Below are 18,726 nucleotides of genomic sequence, written 5' to 3' on the forward strand. Positions count from 1 at the left end.
TCAAAGCTCCACGACAGGTGAGGTTTCAACGGTAGCCGCGTGATACTGGCGCAGGGCCTCACGCACTTGGACGGCGTCCTCCAGCCCCAACACCTGGCAGGCGATGGCCTGACAGTCAGCCAGGTCCAGCTCACGCACGGTGGCCTTGATAGTGGGGATCAACGGCACGCTGACCGACAACTCATCCACACCCAGCCCGATCAGCACCGGCACCGCCAGCGCTTCGGACGCCAACGCACCGCACACGCCGACCCACTTGCCATGGGCATGCGCGGCCTTGACCGTGGTGGCGATCAAGCGCAATACCGCCGGGTGGAGACTGTCGGCCTGACTGGCCAGGCGCGGGTGGTCGCGGTCCATGGCGAGGGTGTATTGAGTCAGGTCGTTGGTGCCAATGGAGAAAAAATCCACATGGGGCGCGAAGACATCCGCCATCAGCGCGGCGGACGGTACTTCAATCATGATCCCCAGCTTCGGCAGTTCAGTGAGCCCGAGCGCCAGCGCTTCCTCTTTAAGGATTGTGCGCGCCAGGTGCAGTTCCGACAGCAGGCTGACCATCGGCAACATGATATGCAGCCGCGCAAAACCGGCACTGGCGAGGATCGCGCGGAACTGTTCGCGCAGCAGCTCCGGGCGCTCCAGGCACAGGCGGATGCCGCGCAAACCGAGGAATGGGTTGGTCTCGGCGTCCATGGGCACATAGGCCAACGGTTTGTCGCCACCAACGTCGAGGGTGCGCACCACCAGGTTGCGCTCGGGGCCCAGGGCACGGGCGATCGCGGTGTAGGTCGCCGCTTGTTCGTCGGGGCTCGGTGCGCGGTTGCGGCCCAGGTAGAGAAATTCCGAGCGCAACAGGCCGACGCCTTCCCCGCCGAGGCTCAAGGACTGTTCCACCTCCGTCAACGAAGCCACGTTAGCGGTGACTTCGACGTGATGGCCATCGCGAGTGGTTGCCGGTAGAGACGCGTGCGCCACGTCGCGCTGATGGCGCAGAGCCTGTTGTTTGCGCGTTACTTCCAGGTGTTCGATCTCGGCCGGGTTGGGGTTCAGGTGCAGCTCGCCTTTGTCGGCGTCGAGCAGGACCTGTTTGCCATTGGCCAACGCCAGCACTTGGGCCGACACGCCGCAAATCGCCGGTATATCCAGGGCGCGGGCGAGGATGGCGACGTGGCTGGTCGCGCCGCCGCCGACCGTGACAAAACCCAACACCTTGCGTGTATCCAGGCTGGCGGTCTGCGACGGCGTCAGTTGTTCAGCGATCAGGATCGCGCGTTCCGGCAAGTCCCACGCGCTGTCTTGAATGCCGAGGATCAGTTTCAGCACGCGCTGGCCGACGTCGGCCAGGTCTGCCGCACGTTCGGCAAGCAGGGCATTGCCTGAGCCCTGGAACAGTTGGGCCGTCGCGACGGTGGCACTGTTCCAGGCAAATGCGGCGCTCTTGCCGTCAGCCAACAGGCTGTGGGCTTGTTCCAGCAAGGTCGGGTCTTCGAGCAGTTCCTGATGAGCGCGGAAGATCTCTGCCTGGGCACTGCCGGCGGCCTTGTCTTGCAGAGCTTGCAGCGCTTCGTTTGCAGCCTGGAGGCCGCGCGCCAAAGCGGCATGCTCAGCCGTTTCACCCGTGCCTTGTTCAGTGATAGCCAGCTCAGGCTCGGTCACTTGAACGACCTGGCCAAACGCCGAACCCGGTGATGCACACACGCCCAGCAACAACGTTGCCGACAATTCCGCCGCAACCGGCTCAGCAACGGTCGCAACCGCCTCGCCACAGCCTTCAGCCAACAAGGCCACCAGCGCGTTGATCGCCGCCTCGGCCTCCTCCCCTGCCGCGCTCACTTGTAAGGTGTCGCCCTGCACGGTTTGCAACGCCATGATCGCCACCAGCGACTTCGCATTGGCGCTCTGGGTTTGCTTGTGCAGGTAGATGCTCGCATTGAACCCCTTCGCCGCCTGGGCGAACACCGCCGCAGGGCGGGCGTGCAAACCGTTGGCGTTGGGCAAGGTCAGCGGTTTGGAGAACAGCGCATCGCCCGCCTCCTCGTCCAGCGCTTCAACCGTTTCACTTGGGGATAACTGCAACAACGGCTGGCCGACCTCCACAAGACCGTTCGCCAACAGGGTAAACGGCTCGCCGCTGACCACCAGCATCAAGGTCAGCAAACTGCGCGCATTGAGCGCCACATAATCGGCATCGAATTCGATCAGCGCTTGCCCGGCCTCCACCCGCTGGCCTTCCTGCACCCGCCGGGTGAAGCCCTGGCCCGCCAGGTTCACGGTGTCCAGGCCGATATGCATCAGCACCTGGACGCCGTTGTCGTCGGTGACGCTGATGGCATGCCCACTGTCTTGGATATTGCTGATCACCCCGGCCAGTGGCGCGCAGAGGGTCTGCGACGTGGGGTCGATGCACAGGCCATCGCCGATCAGGCGACTGGAGAATACCGGGTCGGGCACCTTGTCCAACGCCAGCAGCACACCCGACAAGGGCGCCAGCAGTTCCAGGGGTTGAGTTGTGGTCATGGCTTCACCTGCTGTTTTGTTCTGTAAAAATCATTGGATTAATGCAAACCCCAGGACGACGACGTTCCAATGTGGGAGCTGGCTTGCCTGCGCTAGCATCGCCTCAGTTTTCCTGAAAGACCGAGTCGCCCGCATCGCAGGCAAGCCAGCTCCCACACAAAGCGCATTCACATGAGTTCGCGCTATTTCCACCAGTATTCAACTTGCACACCAACGTTCGACCCATGCCGTGCCGTGCCGTAGGAGCCGGTATCGGACAACGCCGACCCCGCCGCCCATTCATTCGCCGCGCGCTTGGCCGCTTCGTTCCACGTTGCATAGGTGTAGTACAAGCGCACTTCCGGCCGCGCCCAGAAATCCGGGCCTTTGGGCGACCAGGTTGGGGCGAAGGTAAATTTGCTCAGCTTGCGCGTGCCGCCGCTGGCGTCGACCTGATCATGCCCAAGCTCGGTGACCAGCTTGAACTGCTCGCTGATGGCGTACGCCGGGCGCACACCGAGGGACATCCAAGTCTGATCCTGGCTGCCGGGACGAATGTCCTTCTGGTACACCGCCTCGATCTGCCCACCGAAACGCGGAGTCACCTGCCAGTCGAAAAACTCGACGGCGCGGTAACTTTTGCTGCTCTTATCCAGGAAGGTATTGCCGGTGTAACCCAAGCCAGTACCGGGGCCTTCGCCGTACTGCAAGGCAAACTTGTTCTTGCCGCCCAGGAAAGGCTTTTGCACGTGCTGCGCGGTGATCGCCCAGCCGCTGTTGGTGTCACGCCCGCCCGCTTTTTCGATGTAGCTCAAGCCCAGTTCCAGCTCGCCGCCGGGGTTGGTCTTGAAGCCCGCGACGTTGAAGTCGTGACGGGTGGCGTATTCCTTCTGGTACAGGTTGTCCTTGCGGGAAATCGCGTAGCTGTATTTGAGGTCGCCGATCAGCACGTCCTCGATGCCCCCGCCCGTGGCGCTCTGGTTCCAGTAGTAGAAGTCGGAGATATGGATGTCGTTACGCTTGTAGTAACGCCGACCGGCCCACAGCGAGCCGCCATTGAGGCTGGGCAGGTTGGACCATTGCGCATACATCTGCGGCATGCGCGCGGTGCCGTTGTTCTCGCCCTGGAACTTCAGTTCACGGTCGTACTTGTTGTAGAGCGACGCCATGGCATCGACGCTGAGCACCGAGCCGTCGTCGAGGGTGACCAGATCCTGGCGCAACTCCAGTTCGCCGTACTGCTCGCATTCGTTACCCAGGCGGTATTTGGTTTGCGCCCCCGGCAGTTGGAAACACTGCTGTGGGCCGCTGCCCGTTGAAGTCCCCGCGCCACTGCGCACGTAACCGGCAAATTCCAGAGCTTGAGCGCCAATAGGCAGGCTTAAACAGGACGCAACGAGGCCCAGCTTTATTGTTGTTTTCATAAAGCACTCCGATATTTTTATTATGTTTTTTCAAAGCGCCCCGTGCTCCCACACGGGGTTACAACGGGTCTCAGTCCTTGAGGTGCAGCACAAACGATTCGTAAGGGCGCAGCGTCACCGTGGCGGTACGTTGCGGGCAGTCGGGGTAGTTGCTGATCAGCAGGCGTTGCTCACTTGCCGGGTTGATCACGGTGTCCGGCAGTTGGATTTCGCAGGGCGTGCCGTAGAAGTTATTCAGCACCAGCAGGCGCTCGCCATGGCCTTCGCGCAGGTACGCCCAGACGTGCAAGTGGTCTTGCAGCAGTTGACGGTAAACACCTTCCTGGATCAGAGGCTCATGCCGCCGCAAGGCAATCAGCGCACGGTAGTGATGCAGCACTGAATCCGGGTCATCCTGCTGGCTTTCGACATTGATCGTTGAAGCATTTGCCGGAATACCGATCCAGGGCTCGCCGGCGCTGAAACCCGCATTTTCCTCGGCATTCCATTGCATCGGCGTGCGACCGTTGTCCCGCGACTTCTGCATAATCGCCGCCATGCTCGACGCCTCGGACTCGCCGGCATCGCGCTTGAGGCGGAAGATATTCAGCGTCTCCACATCGCGGTACTGTTCGATCCTGTCGAAGCCCGGATTGGTCATGCCCAGCTCTTCGCCCTGGTACACGAACGGCGTGCCCTGGAGGAAGTGCAGCGCGGTGGCGAGCATCTTGGCAGAGACCACGCGATGCTCGCCGTCATCGCCAAAACGCGAAACCACCCGTGGCTGGTCGTGGTTACACCAGAACAGCGCGTTCCAGCCGCCACCGGCTTGCATGCCCATTTGCCAGTCGGAGAGGATCTGCTTGAGTTGCAGGAAATCGAAGTCAGCTTTCACCCACTTCTGCAGGTTCGGGTAATCCACTTTCAGGTGATGAAAGTTGAAGGTCATCGACAGTTCTTTCGACTCCGGCCGCGAGTAGCGAATGCAGTGTTCGAGGCTGGTGGATGACATCTCGCCGACATTGATCAGGTCATGCCCTTCGAAGACTTCGCGGTGCATTTCCTGCAGGTATTCGTGCACATTCGGGCCGTCGGTGTAGAAACGGCGGCCGTCGCTGTTGTCTTCGGGAAAGTCGGCGGGCTTTGAGATCAGGTTGATCACGTCCAGGCGGAAACCGCCCACGCCCTTGTCACGCCAGAAGCGCATCAGCTTGAACACCTCGGCGCGCACCTGCGGGTTGTCCCAATTGAGGTCGGCCTGGGTGTGGTCGAACAGGTGCAGGAAGTACTGGCCGGTTTGCGCCTCGTATTCCCAGGCCGAGCCGCCGAACTTGGATTCCCAGTTGTTCGGCTGGTCGCGCCAGATGTAGAAGTCGCGGTACGGGTTGTCGAGGCTGCTGCGCGCTTGCTGGAACCACTCGTGCTCGATGGAGGTGTGGTTGACCACGATATCCAGCATCAGCTTGATGCCACGTTTGGCCGCTTCGCTGATCAGCAGGTCGCAGTCGGCCATGGTCCCGTAGCTCGGGTCGATGGCGTAGTAGTCGCTGATGTCATAGCCGTTGTCGCGTTGCGGCGAGCGCAGGAACGGGGTGATCCACAGGCAGTCCACGCCCAGCCATTTCAGGTAATCGAGTTTGTCCACGATGCCCAGCAGGTCACCGGTGGCGTTACCCGCGTGGCTGTGGAAGCTTTTGGGGTAGATCTGGTAGATCACCGAGTGTTGCCAGTTTTGCATGGTGGGTTCCTTCAGTTGATTTTTGTGCTGGCCTTGAGGGCCTCTTCGCGAGCAAGCCCGCTCCCACAAGGGGGAACGCATTTCAAATGTGGGAGCGGGCTTGCTCGCGAAGGCGGTAGTTCAGGCGACCCTGTATCCGGGCCGAACAATCTTCATGCTCAACGCACAGGTCAAAACAAACGGCACCACCATCGCGATGACCATGCCGATCACAAACACCGCGATGGATTGCGGCACGATCGAGATAAATCCAGGCAAGCCCCCCACCCCAATGGCCGAGGCCTGCACCTTGTTCAGCGCGAGGAAAATGCTGCCCAGCGCCGAGCCAACAAGGGCCGCATAAAACGGAAACTTGAAGCGCAAATTCACCCCGAACATCGCCGGTTCAGTGATGCCGAAATACGCCGAAATTGCCGAAGTCGAAGCCATGCTTTTGTCCCGCGCATTGCGGCTCATGTAGAACACCGCGAGCGCGGCGCTGCCCTGGGCCAGGTTGGACATGACGATCATCGGCCAGATAAAGGTGCCGCCCTGGGTGGAGATCAGTTGCAGGTCCACGGCAAGGAACATGTGGTGCATGCCGGTGATCACCAGCGGCGCATACAGCAGGCCGAAAATCGCCCCGCCGACCATCGGCGCCAGGTCAAACAGGGTGACCACGCCTTCGGTGATCAGGATGCCGAGGTGACGGGTCACCGGGCCGATAATCGCCAGGGCCAGCACACCGGTAACGACGATGGTGGTGATCGGCACGACGAGCAGTTGAATCGCATTGGGCACCCGCGCCCGCAACCATTTCTCGATCACGCTCATCACATACGCCGCCATCAGGATCGGCAGGATTTGCCCTTGGTAGCCGACTTTTTCGATCTGGAACCAGCCGAAAATATCGAAGTACGGCAGGCTCTGGCCGTCGAGCCCGGCCACGGCTTTGCCGTAGTTCCAAGCGTTGAGCAGGTCCGGGTGCACCAGCATCAGGCCAAGCACAATGCCAAGGATTTCACTGCCGCCGAAGCGCTTGGCCGCCGACCAGCCGACCAGCGCCGGCAGGAACACGAACGAGGTGTTGGCCATCAGGTTGATCAAGCTCCACAGCCCATCCAGGTTCGGATAGGCCTCCAGCAGCGTCTTGCCCTCGATGAACATGCCCTTGGCGCCCATCAGGTTGTTCACGCCCATCAACAGGCCGGCGATGATCAGCGCGGGCAGGATCGGCATGAACACATCGGAAAACACCCGCACCAGGCGCTGCATAGCGTTGGTCTTGTCGGCGCCCTTCTTCTTCACATCGGCGATGGTGGCGGCGGCGAGACCGGTCTGTTCGCGCAGGGCGGCGTAGACCTTTTCCACTTCGCCGGGACCGATCACCACCTGGAACAGGCCGCCGGTGAAGAACGAACCCTTGACCAGATCGACCTGGTTCAGCGCGCCGCTATTGACCAGGCTCGGGTCCTTGAGCGCCAGGCGCAGGCGGGTCACGCAGTGGGCAGCTTGCTCAAGGTTGTCACGGCCCCCGAGGTTTTCGAGGATCTCGCGGGCAATGTTCGAATAGTCGTGGCTCATGCTTGTTTTCCACTTTGATTTTTTTATTTGAGGGGCAGTCATTGGCAGCACGCCGAGGGCAAAAGTACTCGTCTGTACGAGTTAAAGCAACAACTCGTCTGTACGAGTTTGATTTTGTTTATTTCCTGTAGGCCACCGCATCGCTGCAAACCGCATAAATCCAAGGGTCTAATGGACAAACCCCCTCTCTGCCACTAAGGTTCCTGCCTTGACCGCAACCCCGGCAAAGAGCCATCCCCATGAGCAAATACAACCAGATCTACACGGATCTGCTTGCCAGCATCACCACCGAACGCCTGCAGCGCGGCACGCGCCTTCCCTCCGAAACCGAACTGATGGACAGCTACCAGGCCAGCCGAGGCACCGTGCGCCGCGCCATCGAGCAGTTGCAGGAGCGTGGGTTCGCGCAAAAAATCCATGGCAAGGGCACATTCGTGTTGTCGCCTAACCCGATTGAGTTCCAACTCGGCGGCATCGTCAGCTTCCACGAAACCCACGCCGACTTGGGCGACGACGTACGCACTGAAGTGGTCGAGTTCACCCAATTCCCACTGGAGGGTTCACTGCTGCAGCACATCGAAGCAGAGCCCGGTACGCTGATCACCCGCATCAAACGGGTACGGCGCATCGACGGTAAACGCGTGATCCTCGACATCAACCACTTCGTCGCTGATGTGATCCCCGGCCTGGACCGCTCGATTGCCGAACAGTCGATCTACGCGTTTATCGAACAGACTTTGCAGCTGCAAATTGCCTACGCCCAACGCACCATCGAAGCCCTGCCACGCGGCAAGGACGACCAGGCACACCTCGACCTCGAAGGGCAGAGCCATGTGATCGTGGTGAGCAACCAGACGTTTTTGCAGGATGGTCGGCAGTTCGAGTACACCGAGTCGCGGCATACGTTGGATAAGTTTTACTTTTCGGATATTGCGCGGCGGTAAGCATCAACCGGGAAGATCATTGCACTGCGATACTTTTTGCCAGCCCTGCCGTCCATGCAGCAGTCATCTTCTCTCCTACCGCCGCGAACTCTGGGTGAGTGCTTCGCCGATATACAACCGATCCCTTTGACTCATCATGGAAGCTTACTGATTTCAATTCATCGAGGGTTTTGCGCCGACGTTTTGGTATGGCGGTCAATTCGTACCCCAAGCCCTCGAGGATCGCTGCGACTTTGCGAATTCCCACTTCGGAGATCGTGTTGTTCTCGACCCCCGAAATGGTGGAGCGGCTCATGCCATGACGGTGCGCAAGCTGACTTTGTGAAAGGCCCGCTGTTTTACGGAGGCTGCGGATCAATTTGCCTAACTCTTCCATATCAAAATGCCCCCCATATACTGCATGAATAGATAAATCTGAATTTATGCACCCTATATGATGCATTTCATTCTGAGTATTGTTTATCTGATACGGTTTTTGACCAAAGACTTACATGCCATAAACACAAAACCCCGGCACATGGCCGGGGTTTTGTTGTTCAGCATTTACCTGCTAACGCAGGATCATTCCCACTCAATCGTCGCCGGCGGCTTGCTCGACACGTCATACGTCACGCGCGAAATACCTTCGATCTCATTGATGATACGACCGCTGACGGTTTCCAGCAGTTCGTACGGCAGGTGTGCCCAACGGGCGGTCATGAAGTCGATGGTTTCTACGGCGCGCAGTGCAACTACCCACGCGTAACGACGACCATCGCCTACAACACCAACGGATTTCACCGGCTGGAACACCACGAACGCCTGGCTGACTTTGTGGTACCAGTCGGCCTTGCGCAGTTCTTCGATGAAGATGTGGTCGGCGCGACGCAGCAGGTCGGCGTATTCCTTTTTCACTTCACCCAGGATACGCACACCCAGGCCCGGGCCTGGGAATGGGTGGCGGTAGACCATGTCGTACGGCAGGCCGAGTTCCAGGCCCAGACGGCGGACTTCGTCCTTGAACAGTTCGCGCAGCGGTTCTACCAGCTTGAGGTTCATTTCCTCAGGCAGGCCACCCACGTTGTGGTGGGACTTGATCACGTGGGCCTTGCCGCTCTTGGCGCCGGCCGACTCGATCACGTCGGGGTAGATGGTGCCCTGGGCGAGGTACTTGATGTTGTCCAGGTGTTTGGCCTGGGCATCGAAGACGTCGATGAAGGTGCGACCGATGATCTTGCGCTTCTTCTCTGGGTCGGACTCGCCGGCCAGGTTGTTGAGGAACTGGTCCTCGGCGTTGGCGCGGATCACCTTGACGCCCATGTTCTCGGCGAACATGGCCATCACTTGCTCGCCTTCGTGCAGGCGCAGCAGGCCGTTGTCGACGAAGACGCAGGTCAGCTGGTCGCCGATGGCTTTGTGCAGCAGCGCAGCAACCACGGAGGAGTCAACACCGCCGGACAGGCCGAGCAGTACGTTGTCGGTACCGACTTGGGCGCGCACGTTGGCGATGGCGTCTTCAGCGATCTTCGACGGCGTCCACAGGGCTTCACACTCGCAGATGTCGAGGATGAAGCGCGACAGGATGCGGCCGCCTTGTTTGGTGTGGGTCACTTCCGGGTGGAACTGCACGCCGTAGTAACGGCGCTCGTCGCTGAACATGCCGGCGATCGGGCAGCTCGGCGTGCTGGCCAGGATATGGAAGTCTTCCGGCATCTTGGTGACTTTGTCACCGTGGCTCATCCACACGTCGAGGCCGAACAGGCCGTCGGCGTCGATGTGGTCTTCAATGCCGTCCAGCAGGCGGCTCTTGCCGACCACGTCGACACGGGCATAACCGAATTCACGCAGCTCGGACCCTTCGACCTTGCCGCCCAGTTGCTCGGCCATGGTCTGCATGCCGTAGCAAATACCGAAGACCGGCACGCCCAGATCGAATACAGCCTGCGGGCAACGCGGGCTGTTGGCTTCGTGCACGGACTCGGGGCCACCGGCGAGGATGACGCCTTTAGGTGCGAATTCGCGGATCGCTTCGTCGTCCATGTCGAACGGATGCAGTTCGCAGTACACGCCGATTTCACGCACGCGGCGGGCAATCAGCTGGGTGTACTGGGAACCGAAGTCGAGGATCAGGATGCGGTGGGCGTGAATGTCGAGGGCCATGAAGTCAGTCTCGTCTAATGAATCAGAAACAACTCGGGGCTGAAAGAACAGCCCCGGTTACTTAACGTTTTGCTGGAAGCCTCAACCTACTCGGTAGTTTGGCGCTTCCTTGGTGATCTGCACGTCGTGGACATGGGATTCAGCCATGCCGGCGCCGGTGATCCGCACGAACTCTGGCTTGGTGCGCATTTCTTCGATGTCGGCGCTGCCGGTGTAGCCCATCGAGGAACGCAGGCCGCCCATCAGTTGATGGATGATCGCGCTCAGTGTGCCTTTGTACGGCACACGGCCTTCGATGCCTTCCGGGACGAGTTTCTCGGCGCCTGCCGAGGAGTCCTGGAAGTAACGGTCGGAAGAACCTTGCGCCTGGGACATGGCGCCCAGCGAACCCATGCCGCGGTAAGCCTTGTAGGAACGGCCCTGGAACAGTTCGATCTCGCCTGGCGCTTCTTCAGTACCGGCGAACATCGAGCCCATCATCACGCAGGAAGCACCGGCAACGATGGCCTTGGACAGGTCACCGGAGAAACGGATGCCGCCGTCGGCGATCAACGGAACGCCGGTGCCTTCAAGGGCAGCGGCGACGTTGGCGATGGCGCTGATTTGCGGCACGCCCACACCGGCAACGATACGGGTGGTGCAGATCGAGCCAGGGCCGATACCGACCTTGACTGCATCGGCGCCCGCTTCAGCCAGGGCCTTGGCCGCTGCGCCGGTGGCGATGTTGCCGCCGATCACTTGTACATCAGGGAAGTTCTGTTTGACCCAACGCACGCGGTCGATCACGCCTTTGGAGTGACCGTGGGCGGTGTCGACCACCACCACGTCAACGCCGGCAGCGACCAGGGCCGAAACGCGGTCACCGGTGTCTTTACCGGTACCAACGGCGGCGCCAACGCGCAGACGACCTTGGTCATCCTTGCTGGCCAGCGGGTAAGCCTTGGCTTTTTCGATGTCGTTGACGGTCATCATGCCCTTGAGGGCGAATTTGTCGTCGACGATCAGCACGCGCTCGATGCGGTTTTTATGCAGCAATTCGCGCACATCATTCTTGTCGGCCCCTTCGCGGACAGTGACCAGGCGCTCTTTAGGCGTCATCACATCGCGGACAGTGACTTCCATGCGGTTCTCGAAACGCACGTCACGGGAAGTGACGATGCCGACCAGGTCGCCATCGTGCAACACCGGAACGCCGGAGATGTTGTGCATGCGGGTCAGTTCGAACAGGTCACGCACGGTAGCGTCGGCTTCGATGGTGATGGGATCTTTCACCACACCAGCTTCGTAACGCTTGACCTTGCGCACTTCGGCAGCTTGCTGCTCGATGGTCATGTTCTTGTGGATGATGCCGATGCCGCCTTCCTGAGCCATGGCGATTGCCAAACGGGCTTCAGTGACGGTGTCCATGGCAGCGGAAACCAGGGGAATATTCAGCTCGATGCCACGGGTTAGGCGGGTCTTGAGACTGACTTCGTTAGGAAGCACCTCGGAATAACCGGGCACTAGGAGAATGTCGTCGAATGTCAGAGCTTCTTGGCTGATACGCAGCATCGCGGGGGCTCCCGAGCGGGAAAATGGAAGCGCGCCATTATATACATGCACCCTGTCGGGCTCAATGTAAAACTCTGACAAACTTGGGAATACTGATAGAAGGGTTAAAGCTCGACTTTGACCCAACTCATCTTCTGGTCCAGCCAATCGGCAAATTCGTCGATAAAGCTCTGCTTGAACCCCGCCTCCGCCCAGTTGTTGAAAATGAATCCCAGGTTGGAAAACCCGCATTCCTGTAGGAACAGGAACCCATTGATGTCGTCTTCATGCCCACACAGCGGGCAGGTGAAGTTATCGGTGTGGCCGGGCATCCAATCTTCCAGGCTGTCGAACAAGGCTTCGCCGACTTCCTTGCGGCATTCCGGGCAGCCGGCTTCTTCGAGAAAGCCCTTGGCCGGCGTGTAGATGCAGCGCTTGTAGATGATTTCCAGGCCGTTGATCGGCTCGTTGAACGGCAGCGCCTCGGGGTGCAGCACCACGGCGCGGGCACCATCGGCCAGGGCGTAGGCCATGCGGTTGCCGATGCGGCCACAGGTGGTCAGCTCTTCCTTGATGATGTTCTTGCGCACCAGCCAGCGCACGATCGCCCGGGCGCGGGGTTCGTGGACGGGCAAGGTGGAGATTTTGGGGACAAGGATGCTTTGGGAATTCATGAGAGTCCTGCGGTGTGGCTACTGGCGCCATCGCGGGCAAGCCCGGCTCCCACATTTAATCGCAATCAACTGTGGGAGCCGGGCTTGTCCGCGATGAGGCCCTGAAGGCTGGCAGCTTAATCCCTAAAGAAATGAGGTCAAGTGCTCAGGTAGCGCCCGATCAAGGCAATACCGCTCGCCAGCACCAGCCAGGTCACCAATCTTACAAACGCTTCACGGGACATGCGCATCGTCAACCTGCGCCCACACCACAGCCCAAGCGCCATCGCCGGCAACAGGCACACCGCCAACATCAACAACGGCAAATCCGCATACACCCCGGCAATCAGGAACAAGCTCAGGCGCACCACCGTGCTGCAACTGATCAACGCACTCTGGGTGGCGCGCGCCGCGTCCTTTGGAAGGCGGCTATTCAGATAGATCGCGTAGAGAAAGCCGCCACTGCCGAACAACGCACCAAATAACCCGCCCACGGTGCCCATCGGAATCGACCATCCCGCCGCCAGCTGAGCCGGCCGCGCTTTTACCGCCAGGCTGTAGAGAGCGTAGGCACTGATGAACAGGCCCATCAGCAGCAATAACAGGTCCGAATGCAGGTTTAGCAAAAACACCACGCCCAGTGTGCAACCCATCGCCATGCACGGCAGTAACCGCAGCAGTTCCGGCTTGTTCACATCACGCCGCGCTTGCAGCAGGTTGCCAAAGGCCGCGACAAAATCCAGCAGCACCAGCAGCGGGATGATTTTCGACAGTGGCATAAACAGGATCAGCAGTGGCCCCGCCACCAACGCCGTACCAAAGCCGGCGATGCCAAATACGATATAGGCCACAACGATGCCCAGGCCGATGACCAACCAATCCATACCATCAAACGACCACTGGCTCATCAACTCGACCGGGCTCATGGGTAATTCCTTATTAGAGATGGCAATCACTTTAGCCAGCGGTGAGCGATGCGACTAATATCTTCAAAGCAATCCACCCATCTCGAAAAGGCATGATGCGTGATTTCCACCCGCCAACTGCGCTACTTCGTTGAAATCGCCGACAGCGGCAGCTTCACTGCCGCCGCCGAGCGTCTGTTTGTGGCGCAGTCAGCGCTGAGCCGGCAGATTAAGGAGCTGGAGACCCACCTGCAAACCCCGTTATTCGAACGCATGGCGCGCCAGCCGCGACTCACGGCTGCGGGTGAAGCCTTCTATCCCCGAGCCCGCAACCTGCTGAGCGAATTACTCAAGGCCAGCGAGATGGCAACCCAAGTGGGTAATGGCGAATTGGGCACGCTGCGCCTGAGCCATTCGAGCACCGTGCCGATGAGCGGCCCATTGCTGCAAGGTATCAGCACATGGCTGGAACGCTGCCCAGGGGTGTCGATGGACATCGTTAAACTGTCTTCAGAAGCGCAGTTGGAAGAGATCGCCGACGGACGCCTGGACGTCGGGCTCTTGCGCCTGCCCGTGTTGCGCCAGCGCGAAGGCGTGCGAGTCGTGCCTTTATATAGCGAGCAACTGTTGCTGGCGGTGCCGCCGAATCATGGGCTGGCGCGCAGCAATGCGCCTATCGAACTGGAGCAATTGAAGGACGAGGCGTTTATCTCGATCCCCCATCCCCAACGCGGCGGCCTGAGTTATCTGTCAGCCGAGTTGTGCATGCGCGCGGGATTTTTCCCCAAGGCCGCGCGGGTGATGTCCCGCAAGACCACCCAGTTGCAGCTGATCCAGGCGGGCTTCGGTATTGCCTTGTTACCAAAGTCCATGCGGGACATCGCCCCGGTCAACGTGCACTTTCTGCCCCTGGCCGACCCGGACGGCCTCAGCACCGTGGCCCTCGCCTGCGCGCAGGCGCCAAGTGCGCTGGTGGAGCAATTCTGTCAAACACTGCGCGAATGCCTATAAACTGCCGCCCATGATTAAAGATCCTTTTGCCCGACTGGGCCTGGACCGCGAAGTCCTGACTGTCAGCCAGCTCAACGGCCGCGCGCGGGTGTTGCTGGAAGACGTGTTCACCAATATCTGGGTCGAAGGCGAGATCTCCAACCTCGCCCGCCCGGCCTCCGGCCATGTGTATTTCACCCTCAAGGACAGCGGCGCCCAGGTGCGTTGCGCGCTGTTTCGCAATAACGCCGCGCGGGTTCGCCAGGCGCTGAAGGATGGCCTGGCGGTGAAAGTGCGTGGCAAGGTCTCGCTGTTTGAAGGCCGGGGTGATTACCAACTGATCCTCGATACCGTGGAACCGGCCGGTGATGGCGCGTTGCGCCTGGCGTTCGATGCGCTGAAAGAAAAGCTCAGCGCCGAAGGTCTGTTCAGCGCTGAACGTAAAGTGCCGCTGCCGGCGCATCCTCGGCGCATCGGCATTATCAGCTCGCCAACCGGCGCGGTGATCCGCGACATCATCAGCGTGTTCCGCCGCAGGGCACCGAACGTTGAGCTGACATTGATCCCCACAGCCGTGCAAGGCCGCGAAGCCATCCCGCAGATCGTACGTGCGCTGAAACTCGCCGACGCACGGGGCTTTGATGCGCTGATCCTGGCGCGTGGTGGCGGTTCGCTGGAAGACCTCTGGTGCTTTAACGAAGAGGCCGTGGCACGCGCGGTAGACGCCTGCGTCACACCGATCGTCAGCGCCGTTGGTCATGAGACCGATGTGTCCATCAGCGATTTCGTCGCCGATGTCCGCGCCCCTACCCCATCCGCTGCGGCGGAATTGCTCGCGCCGGACGCCAGCCACTTGGTACGCCAAGTCGAAAACCTGCACCGTCGCCTGGTGATGCTGATGCGCAATCGCCTGAGCCATGACCGCCTGCGCCTGGAAGGCATGGCCCGACGTCTGCGTCACCCTGGCGAGCGTCTGCGCCAACAGGCCCAGCGCCTGGATGACCTGGACATGCGCCTGCGCCGTGCGTTCGAGCGCAGCCTCAATACCCGGCGCGAACGCTTGATCCGCCTGGAAACCCGTCTTGCCGGCCAACACCCCGGCCGCCAACTGGCCCTGCTGCGTCAGCGCCTGGACAGCCTCGCCGAACGCCTGCCCCGCGCCATGCGCGAAGGCCTCAAGGCGCGGCGCCTGCAACTGCAAAGCCAGGTGCAGACGCTGCAGGTGGTCAGCCCGCTGGCGACCCTGGGCCGTGGTTACAGCATCCTGCTGGACGAACGCGGCCAGGCCATTCGCAACGCCGCGCAGACCCACACCGGCCAGCGCCTCACCGCGCGTCTCGGTGAGGGCCAATTGCAAGTGCGGGTGGAAGACAACCACCTAACACCCGTCACCCTTTCGTTATTGGATTGATTAATGCCACGTCTCTTTAGTCTGTTGATGCTGCTGTGCCTCGCCGTAAATGCCCAGGCCGACAGCTATATCACGCGCACCTTGAACAAACCCGTGCCGGGTGGCGTTGCAGTCGTAGAACTCGGCCCCTCGGCGGCAGCGCCGAAAGCCACCTATCAAGGCAAACCGGTACTGGTGGTGAAGGAGGCGGACAACTGGCTGGCGATTGTCGGCATCCCGTTGACCGTTAAACCGGGCAACGAGCGCCTCAGCAGCGGCGGGCGCAGCCTGCCGTTTATCGTCGGTTACAAGAAGTACCCGGAACAGCGCATCACCCTGAAAAACAAAAGCCAGGTAAACCCTGAACCGGCGCAACTCAAGCGAATCGAAGGCGAACTGGCGGTGCAGCTCAAGGCCTACCGCAGTTTCAGCCCGAACCTGCCGAGCAACCTGGTGCTGGATAAACCGGTGAACGGGCCGCTGTCGAGCAAGTTTGGCGTACGCCGTTTCTTCAACGGTGAAGAACGCAATCCGCATTCCGGCCTGGATTTCGCCGTACCCGCGGGCACTCCAATCAAGACCCCGGCGAACGGCAAGGTGATTCTCACCGGTAACTACTTCTTCAACGGCAATACGGTGTTCGTCGACCACGGCCAGGGCTTTATCAGCATGTTCTGCCACATGTCGAAGATCGACGTGAAAGTGGGCGATCAACTCACGCGCGGCGCAGTGGTCGGCAAGGTCGGTTCAACGGGCCGTGCGACCGGACCGCACATGCACTGGAATGTCAGCCTGAACGATGCACGGGTCGACCCGGCAATCTTTATCGGCGCGTTCCAACCCTGAACCGTCCGATTGCGCGCTCGATAATGGGCGCGCAATTAAAACCAGCCCTCACCTTATAACCAAGCACAAAATCTCGTTTCCTACGCAGATAACAGAACTTCTCTCAATTTTTCTCGACTGCTTGCCATCTTTCACCCCGGCGGTTAGGGTTGAGCTTATGAAAACCTCTCACACCCTCATTCAGCTCCGCCAGCACCGCAGTTTGTGCCTCGTCAGCGCACGACTGCCAAGCTGAATCGATCTGCCTCGTCTATACGTTTTATCCCTAAAAACAGTTCTACGGCAGGCCGCCTTTTCTCGGCCCCTACTACAAAGGATTTCCCGATGAGCATGCTCAAAGACCCGTCTTCGAAGTACCGCGCGTTTCCGACCATCGATATCCCGGACCGCACCTGGCCATCGAAGACCATCACCGAAGCGCCGATCTGGTGCAGCTCCGACCTGCGTGATGGCAACCAGTCGCTGATCGAGCCAATGGACGCCGCAAAAAAGCTGCGCTTCTGGAAGACCCTGGTAGCGGTAGGCGTTAAAGAAATCGAAGCCTCGTTCCCGGCTGCGTCGCAAACCGACTTCGACTTCGTACGCACCCTGATCGAAGACAACCACATCCCCGAGGACACCACCATCCAGGTGCTGACCCAGGGCCGTGAAGACTTGATCGCGCGCACGTTCGAATCCCTGCGCGGCGCCAAGAAAGCCATCGTTCACTTGTACAACGCCACATCGCCGTCGTTCCGTCGCATCGTGTTCAACCAGGACAAGGACGGCATCAAGGCCATCGCGGTCAACGCTGCCAAGCTGTTCGTCAAATACGCCGCCCAGCAGCCGGAAACCCAGTGGACGTTCGAATACTCCCCGGAGACCTTCAGCGCGACTGAGCTGGAGTTCGCCAAGGAAGTCTGTGACGCGGTGATCGAGGTGTGGAACCCGACGCCTGAGCACAAGATGATCCTCAACCTGCCGGCCACCGTGGAATGCGCCACGCCAAACATCTATGCCGACCAGATCGAGTGGTTCGGTCGCCATATCAACCGTCGTGACAGCGTGATCATCAGCCTGCACACCCACAACGACCGAGGCACCGGCGTGGCCGCCACCGAGCTGGGCCTGATGGCCGGCGCCGACCGTGTCGAAGGCTGCCTGTTCGGCAACGGCGAGCGTACCGGTAACGTCGACCTGGTCACCGTGGCCTTGAACATGTACACCCAGGGCCTCGACCCGCAGCTGGATTTCTCCGACATCGACGGCGTGCGCAAAGTCGTCGAAGAGTGCAACCAGATCCAGGTGCACCCACGTCACCCGTACGTTGGCGACCTGGTGCACACCGCGTTCTCCGGCTCCCACCAGGATGCGATCCGCAAAGGTTTCTCCCAGCAGAAAGACGATGCGCTGTGGGAAGTGCCGTACTTGCCGATCGACCCAGCGGACATTGGTCGCAGCTACGAAGCGGTGATCCGTGTAAACAGCCAGTCGGGCAAAGGCGGCATCGCCTACCTGCTGGAGCAGGAATACGACATCAGCTTGCCGCGCCGCATGCAGATCGAGTTCAGCCAAGTGGTACAGGCCGAGACCGACCGCGTCGGCCTGGAGATGACCGCGCCGCAGATCTACGCGTTGCTGCAGCGTGAATACCTGCAAGCCAACACCCCGTACGCGCTGGTCAGCCATCGTCTGCAGGAAGAGAATGGCAACAGCTTTGTCGAGGTGGAAGTCTCGGGCAAGGGTCAGGGCGAAACCAACCTGCACTGGAAAGGCAAAGGCAACGGCGCGCTGGAAGCGCTGGTGGCAGGCCTGCCGATTGGTGTAGAGATCATGGACTACAACGAACATGCAATCGGCGCAGGCACCAACGCCAAAGCGGCGGCCTACATTGAGCTGCGTGTGAACGGTGAGCGTCCGGTGCATGGTGTGGGGATTGATGAAAACATCACCACTGCCAGCTTTAAAGCGCTGTTCAGTGCGCTGAACCGGTCGTTGAGCCAGTTGGAAGCCAAAGCGGCGTAACTGACTGCTGAAAGGCGAAAGGCCCCTGGGTGAGAACTCAGGGGCCTTTTTGTTGGGCTTGGATTTTGTGCTGTTTGTGAAGGCCTCATCGCGGGCAAGCCCGGCTCCCACACTTGACTGGGTTC

13 protein-coding genes and 1 pseudogene are annotated in these 18,726 nt (G+C 60.2%); 5 read left to right on the forward strand and 9 right to left on the reverse strand.

Going from position 1 to position 18,726, the window contains the following annotated elements; genetic code table 11:
• The 4 genes from ptsP to treP all read right to left on the reverse strand — a co-directional run bounded on the left by ptsP (position 1) and on the right by treP (position 7,200).
• Positions 1-2,517, reverse strand: a complete 2,517-nt coding sequence (ptsP, locus tag JBO08_RS18355) for a phosphoenolpyruvate--protein phosphotransferase (RefSeq protein ID WP_220074400.1) — start codon at positions 2,515-2,517, stop codon at positions 1-3.
• Between the two features lie 182 nt (positions 2,518-2,699).
• Positions 2,700-3,920 (reverse strand): carbohydrate porin, encoded by a 1,221-nt coding sequence (locus JBO08_RS18360; protein ID WP_065880760.1) that lies wholly within the window; start codon positions 3,918-3,920, stop codon positions 2,700-2,702.
• A gap of 70 nt (positions 3,921-3,990) precedes the next feature.
• A complete protein-coding gene (gene treC, locus JBO08_RS18365) occupies positions 3,991-5,637 on the reverse strand; it encodes an alpha,alpha-phosphotrehalase (RefSeq protein WP_065880759.1) in 1,647 nt (548 codons plus the stop codon).
• Positions 5,638-5,757: 120 nt separating this feature from the next.
• A complete protein-coding gene (gene treP, locus JBO08_RS18370) occupies positions 5,758-7,200 on the reverse strand; it encodes a PTS system trehalose-specific EIIBC component (protein WP_065874540.1) in 1,443 nt (480 codons plus the stop codon).
• Between the two features lie 239 nt (positions 7,201-7,439).
• On the opposite strand from treP, the gene treR reads away from it, so the two are divergent.
• Positions 7,440-8,144 carry a trehalose operon repressor gene (gene treR / locus JBO08_RS18375; protein WP_065874539.1) on the forward strand — a complete coding sequence of 235 codons (705 nt, stop codon included), beginning with the start codon at positions 7,440-7,442 and terminating at the stop codon, positions 8,142-8,144.
• A 130-nt stretch (positions 8,145-8,274) separates the two neighbouring features.
• On the opposite strand, the pseudogene JBO08_RS18380 reads toward treR, so the two are convergent.
• The 5 genes and pseudogenes from JBO08_RS18380 to JBO08_RS18400 form a co-directional block, all read right to left on the reverse strand.
• Positions 8,275-8,520, reverse strand: a pseudogene (locus tag JBO08_RS18380) (helix-turn-helix domain-containing protein); the annotation flags it as partial.
• 185 nt (positions 8,521-8,705) lie between these two features.
• A complete protein-coding gene (gene guaA / locus JBO08_RS18385; protein WP_064053754.1) occupies positions 8,706-10,283 on the reverse strand; it encodes a glutamine-hydrolyzing GMP synthase in 1,578 nt (525 codons plus the stop codon).
• Between the two features lie 81 nt (positions 10,284-10,364).
• Complete coding sequence (gene guaB, locus JBO08_RS18390; protein WP_065874538.1) at positions 10,365-11,834, reverse strand: IMP dehydrogenase; 1,470 nt, start codon at positions 11,832-11,834, stop codon at positions 10,365-10,367.
• A gap of 104 nt (positions 11,835-11,938) precedes the next feature.
• On the reverse strand, positions 11,939-12,487 hold the full coding sequence (locus JBO08_RS18395; RefSeq protein ID WP_065880758.1) for a sugar ABC transporter ATPase: 549 nt from the start codon (positions 12,485-12,487) through the stop codon (positions 11,939-11,941).
• Positions 12,488-12,624: 137 nt separating this feature from the next.
• Entirely contained in the window at positions 12,625-13,392 is a 768-nt protein-coding gene (locus JBO08_RS18400) for a sulfite exporter TauE/SafE family protein (protein WP_065874536.1), read from the reverse strand.
• A gap of 99 nt (positions 13,393-13,491) precedes the next feature.
• Between JBO08_RS18400 and JBO08_RS18405 the strand changes: the two genes are divergently transcribed.
• From JBO08_RS18405 to leuA, 4 genes are all read left to right on the forward strand, one after another.
• Complete coding sequence (locus JBO08_RS18405) at positions 13,492-14,382, forward strand: LysR family transcriptional regulator (RefSeq protein WP_065880757.1); 891 nt, start codon at positions 13,492-13,494, stop codon at positions 14,380-14,382.
• Positions 14,383-14,392: 10 nt separating this feature from the next.
• Positions 14,393-15,772, forward strand: a complete 1,380-nt coding sequence (gene xseA / locus JBO08_RS18410; protein ID WP_065874534.1) for an exodeoxyribonuclease VII large subunit — start codon at positions 14,393-14,395, stop codon at positions 15,770-15,772.
• Between the two features lie 3 nt (positions 15,773-15,775).
• Positions 15,776-16,597 carry a M23 family metallopeptidase gene (locus tag JBO08_RS18415; protein ID WP_065880755.1) on the forward strand — a complete coding sequence of 274 codons (822 nt, stop codon included), beginning with the start codon at positions 15,776-15,778 and terminating at the stop codon, positions 16,595-16,597.
• A gap of 324 nt (positions 16,598-16,921) precedes the next feature.
• Complete coding sequence (gene leuA, locus JBO08_RS18420; RefSeq protein WP_065874532.1) at positions 16,922-18,601, forward strand: 2-isopropylmalate synthase; 1,680 nt, start codon at positions 16,922-16,924, stop codon at positions 18,599-18,601.
• Positions 18,602-18,726: the final 125 nt, after the last annotated feature.

This window comes from Pseudomonas sp. LAP_36, assembly GCF_019456785.1.
GTDB lineage: Bacteria > Pseudomonadota > Gammaproteobacteria > Pseudomonadales > Pseudomonadaceae > Aquipseudomonas > Aquipseudomonas tritici.

Coding starts and splice junctions, on each gene's coding strand:
- xseA (WP_065874534.1), top strand. CDS start 14,393: ATGATTAAAGATCCTTTTGCCCGACTGGGCCTGGACCGCGAAGTCCTG.
- treC (WP_065880759.1), bottom strand. CDS start 5,637: ATGCAAAACTGGCAACACTCGGTGATCTACCAGATCTACCCCAAAAGC.
- JBO08_RS18400 (WP_065874536.1), bottom strand. CDS start 13,392: ATGAGCCCGGTCGAGTTGATGAGCCAGTGGTCGTTTGATGGTATGGAT.
- ptsP (WP_220074400.1), bottom strand. CDS start 2,517: ATGACCACAACTCAACCCCTGGAACTGCTGGCGCCCTTGTCGGGTGTG.
- JBO08_RS18415 (WP_065880755.1), top strand. CDS start 15,776: ATGCCACGTCTCTTTAGTCTGTTGATGCTGCTGTGCCTCGCCGTAAAT.
- JBO08_RS18395 (WP_065880758.1), bottom strand. CDS start 12,487: ATGAATTCCCAAAGCATCCTTGTCCCCAAAATCTCCACCTTGCCCGTC.
- JBO08_RS18360 (WP_065880760.1), bottom strand. CDS start 3,920: ATGAAAACAACAATAAAGCTGGGCCTCGTTGCGTCCTGTTTAAGCCTG.
- guaB (WP_065874538.1), bottom strand. CDS start 11,834: ATGCTGCGTATCAGCCAAGAAGCTCTGACATTCGACGACATTCTCCTA.
- treP (WP_065874540.1), bottom strand. CDS start 7,200: ATGAGCCACGACTATTCGAACATTGCCCGCGAGATCCTCGAAAACCTC.
- guaA (WP_064053754.1), bottom strand. CDS start 10,283: ATGGCCCTCGACATTCACGCCCACCGCATCCTGATCCTCGACTTCGGT.
- leuA (WP_065874532.1), top strand. CDS start 16,922: ATGAGCATGCTCAAAGACCCGTCTTCGAAGTACCGCGCGTTTCCGACC.
- treR (WP_065874539.1), top strand. CDS start 7,440: ATGAGCAAATACAACCAGATCTACACGGATCTGCTTGCCAGCATCACC.